The organism is Streptomyces camelliae (genome assembly GCF_027625935.1).
Taxonomy (GTDB): Bacteria; Actinomycetota; Actinomycetes; order Streptomycetales; family Streptomycetaceae; genus Streptomyces; species Streptomyces camelliae.
Genome location: NZ_CP115300.1, coordinates 7,369,153 through 7,384,865 on the forward strand (window position 1 = coordinate 7,369,153; position 15,713 = coordinate 7,384,865).

Here is a 15,713-nt window from a genome sequence, read left to right on the forward strand (position 1 = left end):
CTGCGCTCTCCCTCGGCCCACCATCACCGCATGCCACTGAGGGTGACGTTCGTCGCCGCCGCGCGCAGCACCCCGCTGCTCGCGGAGCGGTTCGAGGACGACCGGCCGCTGGACCAGGGCGGCTGGGACGAGGTGCAGCGTGCGGCCGGTGAGCTGCTGCCGCTGGCCGCCGCCGAGCTGCGCTACTGCTCGCCGACCCCGCGCAGCCGGGCCACCGGCGACGCCCTGGGGTACGCCCCGCTGGTCCAGCTCGCCCTGCGCGACTGCGACATGGGCCGCTGGCGCGGGCTGACCCTGGGTGAGGCGATGGCCCGTGAGCCGGACGCGGTGGACGCCTGGCTCGCCGATCCGTGCGGCACTCCGCACGGTGGCGAGTCCCTGCTGGCCTTCATCTCCCGGGTGGGCGGCTGGCTGGACACCCGGCCGGTCGGGGACGGCGGCCGGATCGTCGCCGTCGCCGAGCCCGCCGTGGTCCGCGCGGCCCTGGTCTACGCACTGAAGGCGCCGCCCGCGAGCTACTGGAACATCGACGTGCGCCCGCTGTCCACGACCACCGTCACCGGCCGCGCGGGCCGCTGGAACCTCCGCTTCGACGGCGTCCCCGCTCAGCCCTCGCGCACATAGTCGGTGGTCAGCAGCAGATCCTTCGCCGGGCCGCCGACCCCCCACACGGTGCGCCAGTGGTCGGCGTCCCGCACGGTGAACACGCCGCGGTAGAAGTCGGCCGCGCACGGATGGCCGGCGACGTACCACCCCGTGCTCAGGTCCAGCTCGTGGAAGGGCCGCCCGTCGGCGAACCGCACGTCAGCCGTGCCCGGCACGGACCCGGGCAGGAATCGCAGCGTTCGTGTCGCGGGCCGGGTCACGCCCTGCCAGGTGAAGTCCCCGGACTCCTCGTGCAGCAGGCCGCCGTCGTCCAGCGCGCTGAAGACGGTCACTCCCGTGAAGTGCCCTTCGTCCCCGCTCGCCCGATCCCGCACGCTCCGCTCGACGCGCCAGCGCCCGGCCAGGTACGCCAGCACATCGCCGACGGGCCAGTACCGCGGCTGCACATCCATGGGTCGAGCTTACGGGTCGCCGCGTTCGCCCCATTGACGTGCTCGCATCCCTCCTCTTACCGTGCGTTCGAAGTGCTGACCAGTGTCTGATATTTCGAACAATCTGTTGTCCGGACACCTCAGAGCCGCGGAGTATCCATGTCACGCACCGCCCGCTGGAGACTCGGTCTGGGAGCGAGCGCCGTTCTGCTCGCCACGACCGGTCTTCCCGGCGTCCCCGGTCACCTTCCTGAGGATCAAGCAGAGGTGATCAAGCAGACGTAGCCGGCGTCTCCTGGGTGGGCTGCTGTCCGAGGGGCAGTAGCCCACGCTCGGCGAAGACCTTCTTCGCGGCGAAGGTGGCGTTCAGCGCCTTCGGTATGCCGCAGTACACGGCGGAGTGCAGCAGCGCCTCCGTGATCTGCTCCGCCGTGAGGCCCACGTTCAGGGCCGCGTTCACATGCACGTCCAGCTGGGCCTCGCAGCCGCCGAGCGCGGTGAGCATGCCCAGGGTGACCAGCTGCCGGTCGCGCGGGGCGAGTCCGGGCCGGTCGTAGATCTCCCCGAAGGCCCAGGCGACGATCTGGTGGCCCAGCTCGGGGCTGATGTCCGCGAGCGAGTCGACGACCCGCTGCCCGGCCTCACCGTCGACCTTCTGCAGGACCTCCAGGCCGTGGGCGAAGCGCTCTTCACGGGTGGTGCTCTGTCCGTTGTTCATGACCGGAACCGTAGGAGTTGGAGCACACTCCAACGCAAGCGTGATCAGACCCCGAAGTACCGCTGAGCCGCCCGCACACCCTCCACCAGGGCGTCCACCTCGGCCAGGGTGTTGTAGACGTAGAAGCTCGCCCGGGTCGTCGCCGGGATGCCGTAGCGCCGCACGATCGGGCGGGCACAGTGGTGGCCGACGCGGACGGCCACGCCCCGGTCGTCCAGCACCTGGCCGACGTCGTGCGGGTGGATGCCGTCGACCGTGAACGAGACGGCCGAGCCCCGGTCGGCGAGGCCGGACGGGCCGACGATCCGGACGCCCGGGACCTCGGCGAGCAGGGCCAGGGCGCGGGCGGTGAGCGTGTCCTCGTACGCCGCCACCTCCGCCATGCCCAGGCGCTCCAGGTACTCCACCGCCGCCGCCAGACCCACCGCCTGGGAGGTCACCGGCACGCCCGCCTCGAAGCGCTGGGGCGGGGGCAGGAAGGTGCTGTGGTCCATCTCCACGATCTCGATCATCGAGCCGCCGGTGAGGAACGGCGGCAGACCCGCGAGCAGCTCCGCCCGGCCCCACAGCACACCGACGCCGTTCGGGCCGAGCATCTTGTGCCCGGAGAAGGCGAGGAAGTCCGCGCCCAGGTCCGTGACGTCGACCGGGCGGTGCGGCACCGACTGGGCTCCGTCCACGACCACCAGGGTGCCGAACGCATGGGCGCGGTCGGCCAGTTCGCGCACCGGGTTGAGCGTGCCGAGGACGTTGGACTGGTGGGTGAGGGCGAGCACCTTGGTGCGCTCGTCCAGCAGCTCGTCGGCCCGGGACAGATCGAGCCGGCCCTCGTCGGTGAGGCCGAACCAGTCCAGCCGCGCCCCGGTCCGCTCGGCCAGCTGCTGCCAGGGGACGAGGTTCGCGTGGTGCTCCATCTCCGTCACCACGATCCGGTCGCCCGGACCGAGCCGGCCGGCGTTGCCCAGCGCGTAGGCGACGAGGTTGATGCCCTCGGTGGTGTTCCGGGTGAAGACCACCTCGTCGGCGGCGGCCCCGATGAACCGGGCCACCGTGGCCCGCGCCTGCTCGTAGCCTTCCGTGGCCTCGCCCGCGAGCTGGTGCGCCCCGCGGTGCACGGCCGCGTTGCGGGTCAGGTAGAAATCCCGCTCGGCGTCCAGGACCTGGAGAGGTTTCTGCGTGGTGGCACCGGAGTCCAGGTAGACGAGCGGCACGCCACCGTCCAGGGTCCGCTCCAGGATCGGGAAGTCCTTGCGCAGCGCGTCCACGTCGAAGGCCACGGCGGTCCACCTCTCATGTCTCACGGCATTTTCGGAAGTTCTCCGTGAGGCACGCTAAGCCCTCCTCACGGAGAATCGCAAGGATTACCATGAGAACATGGATCATGAGGCCCCCGTCTACCTGCATCAGCTCCCGGTCCCCGGCGAGGACCGCTACGTCGCGCTGGCGCTCGTCAACACCCGGTTCACCGTCAGCCACGGCCGGGTCGACCTGCTCGACGACACCGAGGCCGCCCATCTGTGGCTCGTCCGGCACGAGCTGCTGCCCGACCGGGTCGATCTCAACGGCAGGCAGTCCGGCCGGCTGCGCAGTCTCCGCGAGGCGCTGCGCGGCCTGTTCGAGGCCCGCGCCGCCGGGACACCTCCCGCCGCCGACGCCCTCGACACCCTGAACGCCGCCCTCGCAGCCGCCCCCGCCACCCCCCGGCTCGCCTGGACCGCCGACGGCCCCCGCCGCGCCGACGTCCCCGACACCGGCAACCCGGCCGCCGCCGCGCTCTCCCAGCTCGCCGAGGACGCCACCGACCTGCTCACCGGCGCCGACGCCGGTCAGCTCACCGAGTGCGCCGCCCAGGGCTGCGCCCGCTGGTTCCTGCGCTCCCACGGCGCCCGCCGCTGGTGCACCACCCAGTGCGGCAACCGGGTCCGGGCGGCCCGGGCCTACGCCGCCCGAAAGGGCCATTCACCCTGATCTCACCCGGCTGAAATCCGCCGTTTCCCCAAGGCCCCCAGAATTCACCGTATCTTCGCCATGTCCGATCCGGTGGCGCCTTTTTCCGGCGAGGGCACAACCATTCATAAAGCCGCCCTGTCTAAGTCGGCGAAATTTCCGAGATCTCGAAGAATTCGCTGAGGACTTCCGCTCGATGGACCGCACCGCCTCGCCCGACGGGTGCCGTAAGCCCGCACGCGCCGCCGCCCTGCTCGCCGCGGCCGTCGCGGCCACGGTGTACTGCGCCGCCGGCGTCCTCGCCCGCAGCTTTCCCTTCGGCCCCCGCACCCGCACCGTCAACGACCTGGGCAACCAGTACGTGCCCTACCACGCCCACCTCTGGGACCTGCTGCACGGCCACACCGACGGCGGCCTCCTCGTCAACTGGCAGTCCGGGTACGGCGCCAGCTTCCTGCCCGACCTCGGCATGTATGTCGGCAGCCCGTTCGCGCTCCTCGTCGCCCTCTTCCCCCGGGACGAGATCGACCTCGCGGTCTACGTCATCACGGTCCTGAAGATCGCCTGCGCCGCGGCCGCCATGGCCTGGCTCCTGCTGACGCTGCGCCCCGGCCGCTGGTGGGCGGCGGGTCTGCTCGGGGCGTCGTACGCGCTGTGCGGCTGGACCCTGGCGGACGCCGACTACAACCTGATGTGGCTCGACGGCCTGATCGCCCTGCCGCTGCTGTGCCTGGTCGGCGAGTGGACCCTCGGGCGGCGCCGCCGGGCGGCCGGTGTGCTCCTCGTCGCCCTCGCCTGGATCGCCAACTTCTACACCGCCTACATGGCCACCCTCGGCGCCGGCCTGGTCCTGCTGCTGCGCCTGCTGCTCGCCCGCCCCTCCCGCCGCGAGGCCCTCGCCACGGCCGGCCGTGCCGTCCTCACCGCCGTCCTCGGCATGGGCCTGGCCGCCCCGCTCGCCATCGTCATCTACCTGGGGACCAAGCACGCCTCTCCCGGCCACTTCCGGCAGTTCACGCGGGCGCCGGCCGACGATCTGCTCGCCCGGCTGCTGCCGACGACGTACGGCTTCGGCACCCCAGGCCTCTACGTCGGCATCACCGCCCTCGTCCTCGCCCTCGCGCTGCCCTTCCACCGCGCGGTCCCCGGCCGGGTCCGCGCGGGCTGGACGGCCCTGGTGCTCGCGGTCACCCTGTCGCTCCAGTGGGCGCCCACCAGCCTGGCCTGGCACGCCTTCGCCGTCCCGCAGGGCAGCTCCTACCGGCAGACCTTCGTGCTGTGCGGGCTGCTGGTCATCGCCGCCTGGCACGCCCTGGCGTACGGCCCGCCCGACTGGCGCGCCCTCGGCGCCGCGACCGCGCTGCTCGCCCTGATCACCGCCGTCGCCAGCCGCAGCACGCTGGTCCGCCCGGCGACCTGGCCGGTGCTGTTGCTCGCCGTCGCAGGCACCCTGGGCGGACTCGCCCTGCTGTACCGCGCCGGGCCGCGCACCCGGCTCGCCGGCCTGGCCGTCGTCATCCTGCTGGGCGCGCAGGCGGGGGAGGCGGCCGTCACCTCCGCGGACACCACGAAGCTCCGGCTGGAGCTGCTGGACGACTACGCGCCCTGGGGGCAGCGGCAGGACCGGCAGGCGGCGGCGATCGCCGGTGCCGACGGCTGGCCCCGGTACCGTACCGACCCCGGCCGCGAGCAGACCGTCGCCAACGACCCACTGCTGGTGGGCGGTCAGGGTGCCCAGTACTACAGCAGCTTCACCTCGGACGTCCTCTACCGCACCCTCACCGCACTCGGCGGCGGCTGGACCTCGGGCGGGCGCAGTCTGCAGAGCCTGGACAACGCCGTCACCGACGTCGTGTTCTCCGTCGGCGCCCGGGTCCACAACCCGCCGGACCCGCACCGGACCCACCGGCCGGCGGACGACGGCCCGTCGACCGTCACCCGGCGGGCCGTGCCGCCCCTGGTGACCGTACGGCCCGCGTCCGACCCGGCGCCCTTCGGGCCGTCGCCGTACCGCAACCAGGAACTGCTGCTCGGCACCCGCGTCTACACCGTGCCCCGCGTCACCGTGTACGACGACACCGGCAGGCCGGTCGCGGACGGCCAGGTCGGCACCGGCAACGCCCGGACCCGGCCGACGGTCACGGCCCGCTGCCCGGCCGGGACCCAGGTGCATCTGTGGGCACCGTACTTCTCGGGCACCGCGCGGTTCTCCGGGGCCGCCGCCCGGTTCGATTCGTCGTACCCGCGCAACCGCGCCCCCATGGCACCGCTCGGCCGCACCCCCGCCTCCGGACAGGTCCGCATCCAGCTGACCCCGAACCGCCCCAGCAGCATCTCCGCCGGTGCTGTCGGCTGCCTCGACACCGCCCGGCTGAGTACGGCCGCCGCCCGGCTGACGGCCACGGGAGCCACCGACGTGACCGTCTCCGACGGCACGGTACGGGCCGTGCTCCCCGCCCACAGCAAGGGGATCGCGGTGCTCGCCGCGCCCCGGATCGCCGGCTGGCGGTGCGCCACGGGCGACGGCCCGGCCCGGCCCGCGCTGAACCACCACGGGCTCGTCGCCGTCCCCCTGGACGGTACGTCGACCAGCCTCACCTGCACCTTCCGCCCACCCGGCCTGCGGCTGGGCACGGCTGTCGGGGCGGTCTCACTGATTGCCTTCGTCCTGCTCACCGCCATTCCCGCCGTCCGCCGCCGGCGCGCACCTCGCCCGGATTTCCTGGTGACGGCGACCGAAGGGGAACGTACGAAAGACCTCATTCCCTGAAATTCCTTGAAACTCCTTGAAGTCATTTCCGCTCGGCGCGACCGGGTCGCTTTTCCCTGAAACGCCCGACCGATTTCCTGATCGCCGGCCGCCCCCATGCGGGACCTGGCGCCGGCGGCGGCGGCCCCACGGTCGCGTCCGCCGGTGTGCGGACAGCCACGGGCGTTGCATAAAACTGCGGCGATACGTATAGTCATGCCATCAAGAGGAGGATGACATGGCGGTACGTGCGGCGGTGGCCGGAGCGAGCGGATACGCGGGCGGCGAAGTCCTGCGCCTGCTCCTCGCACACCCCGAGGTCGAGATCGGTGCGCTGACCGGAAACTCGAACGCCGGACAGCGGCTCGGCGCGCTCCAGCCGCATCTGCTGCCGCTGGCCGACCGGGTGCTGGACGAGACCACCCCCGAGGCGCTCGCCGGGCACGACGTGGTCTTCCTGGCGCTGCCGCACGGGCAGTCCGCGGCCGTCGCCGAACAGCTCGGCCCCGACGTTCTCGTGATCGACATGGGCGCCGACTTCCGGCTGAAGAACCCGGCCGACTGGGAGCGGTTCTACGGCTCCGCGCATGCCGGCACCTGGCCCTACGGCCTGCCCGAACTGCCGGGTGCCCGCGCCGCGCTGGAGGGGTCCAAGCGCATCGCGGTGCCCGGTTGCTACCCCACCGCCGTCTCCCTCGCCCTGTACCCGGCCTACGCGGCCGGACTCGCCGAGCCCGAGGCGGTGATCGTCGCCGCGTCCGGCACCTCCGGCGCGGGCAAGGCGCCCAAGCCGCACCTGCTCGGCAGCGAGGTCATGGGCTCCATGTCGCCCTACGGCGTCGGCGGCGGCCACCGGCACACCCCCGAGATGATCCAGAACCTCAGCGGGGTGGCCGCCGAAACCGTGCGGGTCTCCTTCACACCGACGCTGGCCCCGATGCCCCGCGGCATCCTCGCCACGTGCAGCGCCTCGGCCAGGCCCGGCGTCACGGCGGAGTCCCTGCGGGCCGCGTACGAGAAGGCCTACGCCGACGAGCCGTTCGTCCACCTGCTCCCCGAGGGCCAGTGGCCCGCGACGGCGTCCGTCTACGGTTCCAACGCCGTTCAGGTGCAGGTCGCGTACGACGCGGAGGTGGACCGCATCATCGCGATCAGCGCCATCGACAACCTCACCAAGGGCACCGCGGGCGGTGCCGTCCAGAGCATGAACATCGCCCTGGGTCTCGACGAGTCCACCGGGCTGACGACGATCGGAGTTGCGCCGTGAGCGTGACGGCAGCGAAGGGATTCACGGCGGCAGGCATCGTCGCCGGGATCAAGGAGAACGGCAACCCGGACCTGGCCCTCGTGGTCAACGAGGGGCCCCGCCGTGCCGCCGCGGGCGTCTTCACCTCCAACCGCGTGAAGGCCGCACCGGTGCAGTGGTCCGAGCAGGTGCTCAAGAGCGGCCAGGTCTCCGCGGTCGTCCTCAACTCCGGCGGCGCCAACGCCTGTACGGGCCCCAAGGGCTTCCAGGACACCCACGCCACCGCCGAGAAGGTCGCCGAGGCACTCGGCCGGGGCGCCATCGAGGTCGCCGTCTGCTCCACCGGACTCATCGGTGTCCTGCTCCCCATGGACAAGCTGCTCCCCGGCGTCGAGACGGCCGCGGCCCAGCTCTCCGAGCACGGCGGCGAGAAGGCCGCCATCGCCATCAAGACCACCGACACCGTCCACAAGACCTCGGTCGTCACCAAGGACGGCTGGACCGTCGGCGGCATGGCCAAGGGCGCCGGCATGCTCGCGCCGGGCCTCGCCACCATGCTGGTCGTCCTCACCACCGACGCCGACCTCGACAGCGAGACCCTGGACCGCGCCCTGCGCTCCGCCACCAAGGTCACCTTCGACCGGGTCGACTCCGACGGCTGCATGTCCACCAACGACACCGTCCTGCTGCTCGCCTCCGGCTCCTCCGGCATCACCCCCGGGTACGAGGAGTTCGCCGCCGCCGTGGAGACGGTGTGCGCGGACCTCGGCCGGCAGCTCATCGGCGACGCCGAAGGCGCCAGCAAGGACATCAAGGTCGAGGTGATCAACGCGGCCAGCGAGGCGGACGCCGTCGAGGTGGGCCGCTCCATCGCCCGCAACAACCTCCTCAAGTGCGCGATCCACGGCGAGGACCCCAACTGGGGCCGGGTCCTCTCCGCGATCGGCACCACGAGCGCCGCCTTCGAGCCGGACCAGCTCAATGTCGCCATCAACGGCGTCTGGGTGTGCAAGAACGGCTCGGTCGGCGAGGACCGCGAGAAGGTCGACATGCGCTACCGCGAGGTGCACATCGTCGCCGACCTCGCCGCGGGCGCCGAGACCGCGACGATCTGGACCAACGACCTGACCGCCGACTACGTCCACGAGAACAGCGCCTACTCCTCATGAGCACCACGCGTAAACACACCGCGCTCCCCAAGGCCCAGATCCTCATCGAGGCGCTGCCCTGGCTGGTCAAGCACAACGGCAAGACGGTCGTCATCAAGTTCGGCGGCAACGCCATGATCGACGAGGACCTGAAGGCCGCGTTCGCGCAGGACGTCGTGTTCCTGCACCACGCCGGCCTCAAGCCGGTCGTGGTGCACGGCGGCGGCCCGCAGATCAGCGCCGCCCTCGACCGGCACGGCATCGTCAGCGAGTTCAAGGCGGGCCTGCGCGTCACCACCGAGGACGCCATGGACGTCGTACGGATGGTGCTCGCCGGCCAGGTGCAGCGCGAACTGGTCGGCCTGCTCAACCAGCACGGCCCGCTCGCCGTCGGCCTGACCGGCGAGGACGCCCACACCATCACCGCCACCAAGCACACCCCGGAGATCGACGGCGAACGGGTCGACATCGGCCGGGTCGGCGAGATCACCGACATCGACACCGGCGCGATCGAGGCGCTCCTGGCGGACAGCCGCATCCCGGTCGTCTCCTCGATCGCCCGCTCGCAGGACGACGGACATGTCTACAACGTCAATGCTGATACGGCGGCTGCGGCACTCGCTGCTGCTCTGGGCGCCGAGACACTCATGGTCCTCACCGACGTCGAGGGACTCTACGAGGACTGGCCGAACTCCGACGAGGTGATCAGCCGCCTCACCGCTTCCCAACTGGAGAAGCTGCTGCCGGAGCTGAGCTCCGGCATGGTGCCGAAGATGGAGGGCTGCCTGCACGCCGTACGCAACGGTGTCACGACCGCCCGCGTCATCGACGGCCGGGTCCAGCACTCGATCCTGCTGGAGATCTTCACCGACGAGGGCATCGGCACGATGGTCGTGCCCGACGGAGCCGAGGGGGAACAGTCATGACGGACAACACGGGCAACGGCGAGCTGACGGCGCGCTGGCAGGGCGCCCTCATGAACAACTACGGCACCCCGCGGCTGCCCCTCGTGCGCGGCGAAGGCCTGAAGGTCTGGGACGCCGAGGGCCGGGAGTACCTCGACTTCGTCGGCGGCATCGCCACCAACGCCCTCGGTCACGCCCACCCGGCGATCGTGGCGGCGGTGAGCCGGCAGATCGCCTCGCTCGGCCACATCTCCAACTTCTTCATGGCCGAACCCACGGTCGCCCTCGCCGAGCGGCTGCTGACGCTCTTCGGCCGCGAGGGCAGGGTCTTCTTCTGCAACTCCGGCGCCGAGGCCAACGAGGCCGCGTTCAAGATCGGCCGGCTGACCGGGCGGACCCACATGGTCGCCACGACCGGCGGCTTCCACGGCCGTACGATGGGCGCCCTCGCGCTCACCGGCCAGCCCGGCAAGCAGGACCCGTTCCGCCCGCTGCCGGGTGACGTCACCCACGTTCCGTACGGCGACGCGCAGGCGCTCGCCGCCGCGGTCACCGAGGAGACGGCTCTGGTGATCATCGAGCCGATCCAGGGCGAGAACGGGGTGGTCGTACCCCCGGCCGGCTATCTGAAGGCCGCGCGCGCGATCACGGCCGCGACCGGTGCCCTGCTGGTCCTCGACGAGGTGCAGACCGGCATCGGGCGCACCGGCACCTGGTTCGAGTACCAGGCCCACGAGGGCGTGCTGCCCGACGTCGTCACCCTGGCCAAGCAGCTCGGTGGCGGACTGCCGCTGGGCGCCACGGTGGCCTTCGGCCGGGCCGCCGAACTCCTCCACCCCGGGCACCACGGCACGACCTTCGGCGGCAACCCCGTCTCCTGCGCCGCCGGGCTCGCCGTTCTCGACACCATCGCCGACCAGGGCCTGCTGGAGAACGTCAAGCGGCAGAGCGCCGCCCTGCGCGAGGGAATCGAGGCGCTGGGCCACCCGTTGATCGATTATGTTCGGGGTGCCGGTCTGCTGCTGGGTATCGTGCTCACCGGGCCGCGCGCACCGCAGGTGCAGCAGGCGGCCCAGGAGGCCGGGTTCCTGGTGAACGCGCCCGCCCCCGACGTCGTACGGCTCATGCCGCCGCTGAATCTCCGCGACGACGAGGTGGGTGCGCTGCTCCAGGCGCTGCCCGGCATCCTCGACGCAGCGAACCCGATCGACGGGGACGGACGATCCGGAGAATGAGACGACGATGAGCGAGGCGCAGGACCACGAGCAGGCGGCGGGTGCCGGGCCCGCCGTACCGCAGACCCGCACCGCACGGCACCGCCGGATCGTGGACATCCTCAACCGGCAGCCGGTGCGGTCGCAGAGCCAGCTGGCCAAGCTGCTCGCCGACGACGGGCTGAGCGTCACCCAGGCGACGCTCTCCCGGGACCTCGACGAGCTGAACGCGGTGAAGATCCGCAACACCGACGGCGACCTGATCTACGCGGTGCCGAGCGAGGGCGGTTTCCGCACGCCGCGCGCTCCGCTGGGGGAGTCGGCGAAGGAGGAGCGGATGCGGCGCCTGTCCCAGGAGCTGCTGATCTCCGCGGAGGCCTCGGCCAACCTCGTGGTCCTGCGCACCCCGCCGGGTGCCGCCCAGTTCCTGGCCTCGGCCATCGACCAGGCCGAGCTGCACGACATCCTGGGCACGATCGCCGGTGACGACACCCTGATGCTGATCAGTCGGAATCCGACCGGCGGTCAGGCGCTGGCGGACCACATGCTGCGACTGGCGCAGAACGGGCACTGAGCCCGCATGCGGCACCCCACCCGTCGGCGGAGAATGGGAATGTGATCTTCCGCGACGGGCGGGCAGGCGGGCGGGCAATCCCCTGGCGGCCGTCGACCGTATACAGGGGTGTGTCGGGTTTCCGGTCCCCCGTGGGCCGCCTCCCGGACGAGGCGCTGCTGTCCGGGCTCGCCACCGGTGATCCGGACCTCGCGGTCATCTTCGTACGCAGATTCCAGCACCGGGTCTTCGGGGTTGCCATGGCCGTCACCGGGGACGAGCAACTCGCCGAGGACGTCGCCCAGTTGACGTTCGAGCGGGCGTGGCGTCATGCGCAGATCTACGACTCGCGCCGCGGCTCGGTCGCCACCTGGCTCACGAGCATCGCCCACAACCTCGCCGTCGACGCCGTACGGGCGCGGCGGACCGAGCCGATGGCGCCGGAGGACCTCGACGCCCTCATCGGCGCCGTCACCGAGACCCCCGAGCAGTGGGCGCTGGCCGAGGAGACCTCCTCCCAGCTGCGGGCCGCCGTGGGACGGCTGCCCCGGGAACAGGCGAGGGCCCTGGTGATGGCGGGCGTCTACGGAATGACCGCCCAGCAGATCGCCGACGCGGAGCGGATCCCGCTCGGCACGGCCAAGACGCGGATCCGGGCCGCCATGACGAAACTGCGCACCACACTCGCGTCTCCGAAGCGAGGCGACCATGTCCAGTGACGCGAACTGCGACAAGCTGCGGGAGATCGGCGCCGAGCTGGCGCTGGGCGTGCTGCCCGGCCGGGAGCGCGCCGAGGCGGTCGCCCACCTGGACCGGTGCGCGGACTGCCGGGAGTACGTCAGCCAGCTGACCCAGGTCGGCGACCGGCTGATCGGCCTGCTCCCGGACCGCGAGCCACCGCCCGGCTTCGAGACCCGGGTGGCGCGCAGGCTGGCCGAGCAGGTCGCGGCGCACGAAAGCCCCACGGCCGCCGCCGGCCGCGCCTCCCGCGGCCTGCGCGGGCGCGCCCGCCGGGCCCGGCTGCGGCTCGCGGCCCTCGCCACGGCGCTCACCGTCGCCGTCGGGTTCGCGGGCTGGGCGATCGGCACCGCTGTCGAGGACGTCGTCGCCTCGTCCGGGCCCGCCGCCGAGTCCGAACCCATGCTGGTCGGGAACATGATGCCCACCACGGGCGGCGGGGGCCCCGTCGGCGAGGTCTACGCCCACCCCGGCAGCCCCGGCTGGATCTTCGTGTCCGTCGATCTCACCGGCCCGCACGGCTCGTACACCGGCAAGGTCACCTGTCTCCTCCAGCACGCCGACGGTACGACCACACGCGTCGGCGACTTCCCCCTGGCCGGCGGACACGGCGGGTGGGGCGTGCCCGTACCCGGCGACCTCTCGACCGTCTCCGGTGCCCGGCTGACGATGGCCGACGGCACCGTCCTCGCCACGGCCCAGCTGCACATGGGTCAGGTCGTGGAGTCCGAGGTGTGAAGCGGGCCGGTCCGCGTCACGGGTGCCGGGGCAGGGCTGTCTCCAGGGCCTCGGCCAGCTCCGCGACCGTGGGCCGCGCCGCCGGGTCGGCCCGCAGACAGGCGTCGACGGCCGCGGCGAGCGCGCGCGGCAGCCGCCGCCGGGACGCGATCGGCACAGCCGCCTCCTCGGCCTGCGGATACCAGCCGTCCGCCACATCCGCGCCGTCGTCCTCGGACTCGTCCACGGTCCCGCCGCAGTCGAACGGCACGTCACCGCACGCGACCTCGTACAACGTGATGCCGATACCCCACACGTCGGCGGCGGCCGTGAGCGGACCGCCGCGGGCCTGCTCCGGAGACAGGTAGCAGCACGTGCCCACGCCGGCGGGCGCCGGTCCGGGCGGCCGGGCGACGCTCAGGTCCAGCACCTTGGCATGACCGCGCTCCACCACCACGTTGGACGGCTTGAGGTCCAGGTGCAGCAGCCCCCGGCCGTGCAGATAGTGGACCGCGGAGCACAACTGCACGCCGAGCAGCGCCACATCGGCGGCGGCCGGCCGCCGCCGCACCCGGGCCACGAGGTGGGACAGGGTCTCGCCGGTCAGCGTCTCCAGGACGACGAGCGGCTCGGGCGACTCGACGGTCTCGTACCCCCGGACCAGGTGCGGATGGCTGAACTCCCGGAGCCACCGGCCCTCCCGCAGCAGCCGCTCGCCCAGCCGCTCCTCGCCCCGCAGGTCCGGCCGCACGGTCTTGAGCACGCACCGGCAGGCCCGTTCCGCGCTCCACGCGTCGTACACGTCGAGCCAGCCGGTGCGGGTCAGATGCGCCAGGATCTCGTACCCCGGCGCCGGCTTCGTGCCCGGGACGAGGGGCGCGGGGCCACCGCCGTGCGTCGCGCGGCCGCTCATGACAGCACCGTGCCCGCGCTGAGCCGGTGCAGCCGGGCGTACGGCCCCTGGCTGCGCAGCAGGTCGTCGTGAGCGCCGTGTTCCACGATCCGGCCATGGTCGAGCACCACGATCCGCGAGGCGTCGCGGACGGTCAGCAGGTTGTGGGAGATGACCACGGTCGTCCGCCCGGCCATGAGCCGGCGCAGCGGCTCCATGATCCGCCGGCCCGACCGCACATCGAGCCCGGTGGTCGGTTCGTCCAGCAGCAGCACGGGCGCGTCCCTGATCATCGCGCGGGCGATCGCCAGGCGCTGGCACTGCCCGCCGGACAGGGTGCGGCCGCGCTGGCCGACCAGGGTGTCGTAGCCCTCCGGGAGCCGCTCGATGAACTCGTGGGCGTCCGCGGCGCGCGCCGCCGCGACGATGTCCGCCTCGCTCGCCCCCGGCCGGCCGTAGGCGATGTTCTCCCGTACGGTGCCGTGGAAGACGAGCGTCTCCTGGAGCACCACCGCGACGTTCTCGCGGACGTCGAACAGCGGCAGCTCCCGCAGATCGGTCCCGTCGAGCCGGACCGCTCCCCGGTCGGGGTCGTAAAAGCGCAACTGGAGCTTGGCGACCGTCGACTTGCCGGCCCCGCTGGCCCCGACCAGCGCCAGCGTCTCGCCCGGGGCCACCCGGAACGACACGTCCGACAGCGCCCAGGACACCGTGCCGGGATAGCGGAACCACACCCCGTCGAACTCCAGCGCACCCCGTGCCCGGCCCAGCCGGCGGGCCCCCGGCGCCGGCGCGACCTGGGGCCGCTCGTCGAGCAGCTCGATGATCCGCTCGGCCGAGGCGGAGGCCGCGTAGAAGGTGGTGCCGAGCTGGGACAGACCGTGCACGGGGCCGTAGAGCTTGCCGATCAGCGCCAGGAACACCAGCAGCCCGCCCAGGGTGAGCTGCCCCTGCGTCAGCTTCCAGGTGCCGAGCCCCATCACCGCGAGGCCTCCGCTCACCTCGATCAGCTCGACCACCGGCCGGTACACCGCGTGCAGCCGCGCCGAGTCCAGCACCGCCCGGAACCTGCCGAGGTTCTCCCGGTCGAACCGGCGCTCCTCCCAGCCCTGCCGGTTGTAGGCCTGCACCAGCGCCACGTTGCCCAGCGACTCCTCCGCGATCGCGCTGAGCGAGCCGCTGCGCCTCCTGCGCTCCCGCGACGCCTCCTTGATCCGCCGGGAGAAGTGCCGGGCGGCACCCCAGAACAGCGGCACGATGACCAGGGCGAGCAGGGTGAGGTCCCAGCGCAGATAGAACAGCAGGCCGAGGAAGACGCCCAGCTGGATCACGTAGTAGAGGACGTCGGCCACCCCCGAGAGCAGGAACGTCTCGACCGCGTCGACATCGCCGGTGACCCGGGAGAGCACGTCCCCGAGCCGCCGGCGTTCGAAGAAGCCGAGCGACAGCCCCTGGACGTGCCGGAAGACGTCGGAGCGCAGTGCGAGCAGGAAGCGTTCACCGACCCAGGCGGAGGTCATGTCGTCGGCGAAGCCGAGAACTCCGGAGCAGACGACGAGCCCCAGATAGGCCGGCGCGATCCACAGAAAGGGGCCCAGCTGCCGGGGCACCAGCACCTCGTCGACGACGCTCTTGAAGAGCCAGAGTTCGGCCGCCTCGACGGCGGGGCCGGCCGCACCGAGGACGACGAGGGGCACGAGCCAGCGCCGGCCGCCGCGGGTGTACGGCCAGAACCTCCGGAACACCTCGCGCGGCGGCACGGCGGGCGCGGGCGGCACGACGGCGTGAGCGGACCGGATCCCTCGACCCCCGGCCCGCTCAGCCCGCATCCGAGGTCACCTCCGGTGAC

Annotated in this window: 15 protein-coding genes; 10 read left to right on the forward strand and 5 right to left on the reverse strand. The window is 72.4% G+C overall.

Annotation, left to right across the window (positions count from 1 at the left end; all coding sequences use genetic code 11):
* The first annotated feature begins 30 nt into the window (after positions 1-30).
* Positions 31-624, forward strand: a complete 594-nt coding sequence (locus O1G22_RS33765) for a histidine phosphatase family protein (RefSeq protein ID WP_270084772.1) — start codon at positions 31-33, stop codon at positions 622-624.
* On the opposite strand, the gene O1G22_RS33770 is transcribed toward O1G22_RS33765, so the two are convergent.
* From O1G22_RS33770 to O1G22_RS33780, 3 genes are all read right to left on the reverse strand, one after another.
* Positions 606-1,058, reverse strand: a complete 453-nt coding sequence (locus tag O1G22_RS33770) for a DUF6314 family protein (RefSeq protein ID WP_270084773.1) — start codon at positions 1,056-1,058, stop codon at positions 606-608. The genes O1G22_RS33765 and O1G22_RS33770 overlap by 19 nt on opposite strands.
* Positions 1,059-1,308: 250 nt before the next feature.
* Entirely contained in the window at positions 1,309-1,755 is a 447-nt protein-coding gene (locus O1G22_RS33775; RefSeq protein WP_270084774.1) for a carboxymuconolactone decarboxylase family protein, read from the reverse strand.
* Between the two features lie 44 nt (positions 1,756-1,799).
* Positions 1,800-3,032, reverse strand: a complete 1,233-nt coding sequence (locus O1G22_RS33780) for a cysteine desulfurase (protein ID WP_270084775.1) — start codon at positions 3,030-3,032, stop codon at positions 1,800-1,802.
* Between the two features lie 97 nt (positions 3,033-3,129).
* On the opposite strand from O1G22_RS33780, the gene O1G22_RS33785 reads away from it, so the two are divergent.
* The 9 genes from O1G22_RS33785 (at position 3,130) to O1G22_RS33825 (ending at position 12,993) form a co-directional block, all read left to right on the forward strand.
* Complete coding sequence (locus O1G22_RS33785) at positions 3,130-3,723, forward strand: ABATE domain-containing protein (protein WP_270084776.1); 594 nt, start codon at positions 3,130-3,132, stop codon at positions 3,721-3,723.
* 175 nt (positions 3,724-3,898) lie between these two features.
* On the forward strand, positions 3,899-6,472 hold the full coding sequence (locus O1G22_RS33790; RefSeq protein ID WP_270084777.1) for a YfhO family protein: 2,574 nt from the start codon (positions 3,899-3,901) through the stop codon (positions 6,470-6,472).
* Between the two features lie 217 nt (positions 6,473-6,689).
* A complete protein-coding gene (gene argC / locus O1G22_RS33795; protein ID WP_270084778.1) occupies positions 6,690-7,718 on the forward strand; it encodes an N-acetyl-gamma-glutamyl-phosphate reductase in 1,029 nt (342 codons plus the stop codon).
* Positions 7,715-8,866 carry a bifunctional glutamate N-acetyltransferase/amino-acid acetyltransferase ArgJ gene (gene argJ / locus O1G22_RS33800; RefSeq protein ID WP_270084779.1) on the forward strand — a complete coding sequence of 384 codons (1,152 nt, stop codon included), beginning with the start codon at positions 7,715-7,717 and terminating at the stop codon, positions 8,864-8,866. The genes argC and argJ overlap by 4 nt, the downstream gene beginning before the upstream one ends.
* Positions 8,863-9,771 carry an acetylglutamate kinase gene (argB, locus tag O1G22_RS33805; RefSeq protein ID WP_270084780.1) on the forward strand — a complete coding sequence of 303 codons (909 nt, stop codon included), beginning with the start codon at positions 8,863-8,865 and terminating at the stop codon, positions 9,769-9,771. Before argJ ends, argB begins: the two co-directional genes overlap by 4 nt.
* Positions 9,768-10,985: an acetylornithine transaminase gene (locus O1G22_RS33810; RefSeq protein WP_270084781.1), complete on the forward strand. Its 1,218-nt coding sequence runs from the start codon at positions 9,768-9,770 to the stop codon at positions 10,983-10,985. The genes argB and O1G22_RS33810 overlap by 4 nt, the downstream gene beginning before the upstream one ends.
* A gap of 7 nt (positions 10,986-10,992) precedes the next feature.
* Positions 10,993-11,538, forward strand: a complete 546-nt coding sequence (locus O1G22_RS33815; RefSeq protein ID WP_225098224.1) for an arginine repressor — start codon at positions 10,993-10,995, stop codon at positions 11,536-11,538.
* A 110-nt stretch (positions 11,539-11,648) separates the two neighbouring features.
* Positions 11,649-12,236, forward strand: coding sequence for an RNA polymerase sigma factor (locus O1G22_RS33820; RefSeq protein WP_270084782.1), 588 nt, complete (start codon positions 11,649-11,651; stop codon positions 12,234-12,236).
* Positions 12,226-12,993, forward strand: coding sequence for a hypothetical protein (locus O1G22_RS33825; protein ID WP_270084783.1), 768 nt, complete (start codon positions 12,226-12,228; stop codon positions 12,991-12,993). The genes O1G22_RS33820 and O1G22_RS33825 overlap by 11 nt, the downstream gene beginning before the upstream one ends.
* 16 nt (positions 12,994-13,009) lie before the next feature.
* Here the strand turns inward: O1G22_RS33825 and O1G22_RS33830 are convergent, their stop codons facing one another.
* Positions 13,010-13,885 (reverse strand): serine/threonine-protein kinase, encoded by an 876-nt coding sequence (locus O1G22_RS33830; RefSeq protein ID WP_270084784.1) that lies wholly within the window; start codon positions 13,883-13,885, stop codon positions 13,010-13,012.
* Complete coding sequence (locus O1G22_RS33835) at positions 13,882-15,693, reverse strand: ABC transporter ATP-binding protein (RefSeq protein WP_270084785.1); 1,812 nt, start codon at positions 15,691-15,693, stop codon at positions 13,882-13,884. The genes O1G22_RS33830 and O1G22_RS33835 overlap by 4 nt, the downstream gene beginning before the upstream one ends.
* Positions 15,694-15,713 lie beyond the last annotated feature (20 nt).

Excerpts from the sequence above, each read along its gene's own strand:
- O1G22_RS33815 (WP_225098224.1), top strand. The coding sequence starts at position 10,993 with ATGAGCGAGGCGCAGGACCACGAGCAGGCGGCGGGTGCCGGGCCCGCC.
- O1G22_RS33830 (WP_270084784.1), bottom strand. The coding sequence starts at position 13,885 with ATGAGCGGCCGCGCGACGCACGGCGGTGGCCCCGCGCCCCTCGTCCCG.
- O1G22_RS33785 (WP_270084776.1), top strand. The coding sequence starts at position 3,130 with ATGGATCATGAGGCCCCCGTCTACCTGCATCAGCTCCCGGTCCCCGGC.
- O1G22_RS33835 (WP_270084785.1), bottom strand. The coding sequence starts at position 15,693 with ATGCGGGCTGAGCGGGCCGGGGGTCGAGGGATCCGGTCCGCTCACGCC.
- O1G22_RS33810 (WP_270084781.1), top strand. The coding sequence starts at position 9,768 with ATGACGGACAACACGGGCAACGGCGAGCTGACGGCGCGCTGGCAGGGC.
- argC (WP_270084778.1), top strand. The coding sequence starts at position 6,690 with ATGGCGGTACGTGCGGCGGTGGCCGGAGCGAGCGGATACGCGGGCGGC.
- argB (WP_270084780.1), top strand. The coding sequence starts at position 8,863 with ATGAGCACCACGCGTAAACACACCGCGCTCCCCAAGGCCCAGATCCTC.
- O1G22_RS33825 (WP_270084783.1), top strand. The coding sequence starts at position 12,226 with ATGTCCAGTGACGCGAACTGCGACAAGCTGCGGGAGATCGGCGCCGAG.
- O1G22_RS33770 (WP_270084773.1), bottom strand. The coding sequence starts at position 1,058 with ATGGATGTGCAGCCGCGGTACTGGCCCGTCGGCGATGTGCTGGCGTAC.
- O1G22_RS33765 (WP_270084772.1), top strand. The coding sequence starts at position 31 with ATGCCACTGAGGGTGACGTTCGTCGCCGCCGCGCGCAGCACCCCGCTG.
- O1G22_RS33790 (WP_270084777.1), top strand. The coding sequence starts at position 3,899 with ATGGACCGCACCGCCTCGCCCGACGGGTGCCGTAAGCCCGCACGCGCC.
- O1G22_RS33775 (WP_270084774.1), bottom strand. The coding sequence starts at position 1,755 with ATGAACAACGGACAGAGCACCACCCGTGAAGAGCGCTTCGCCCACGGC.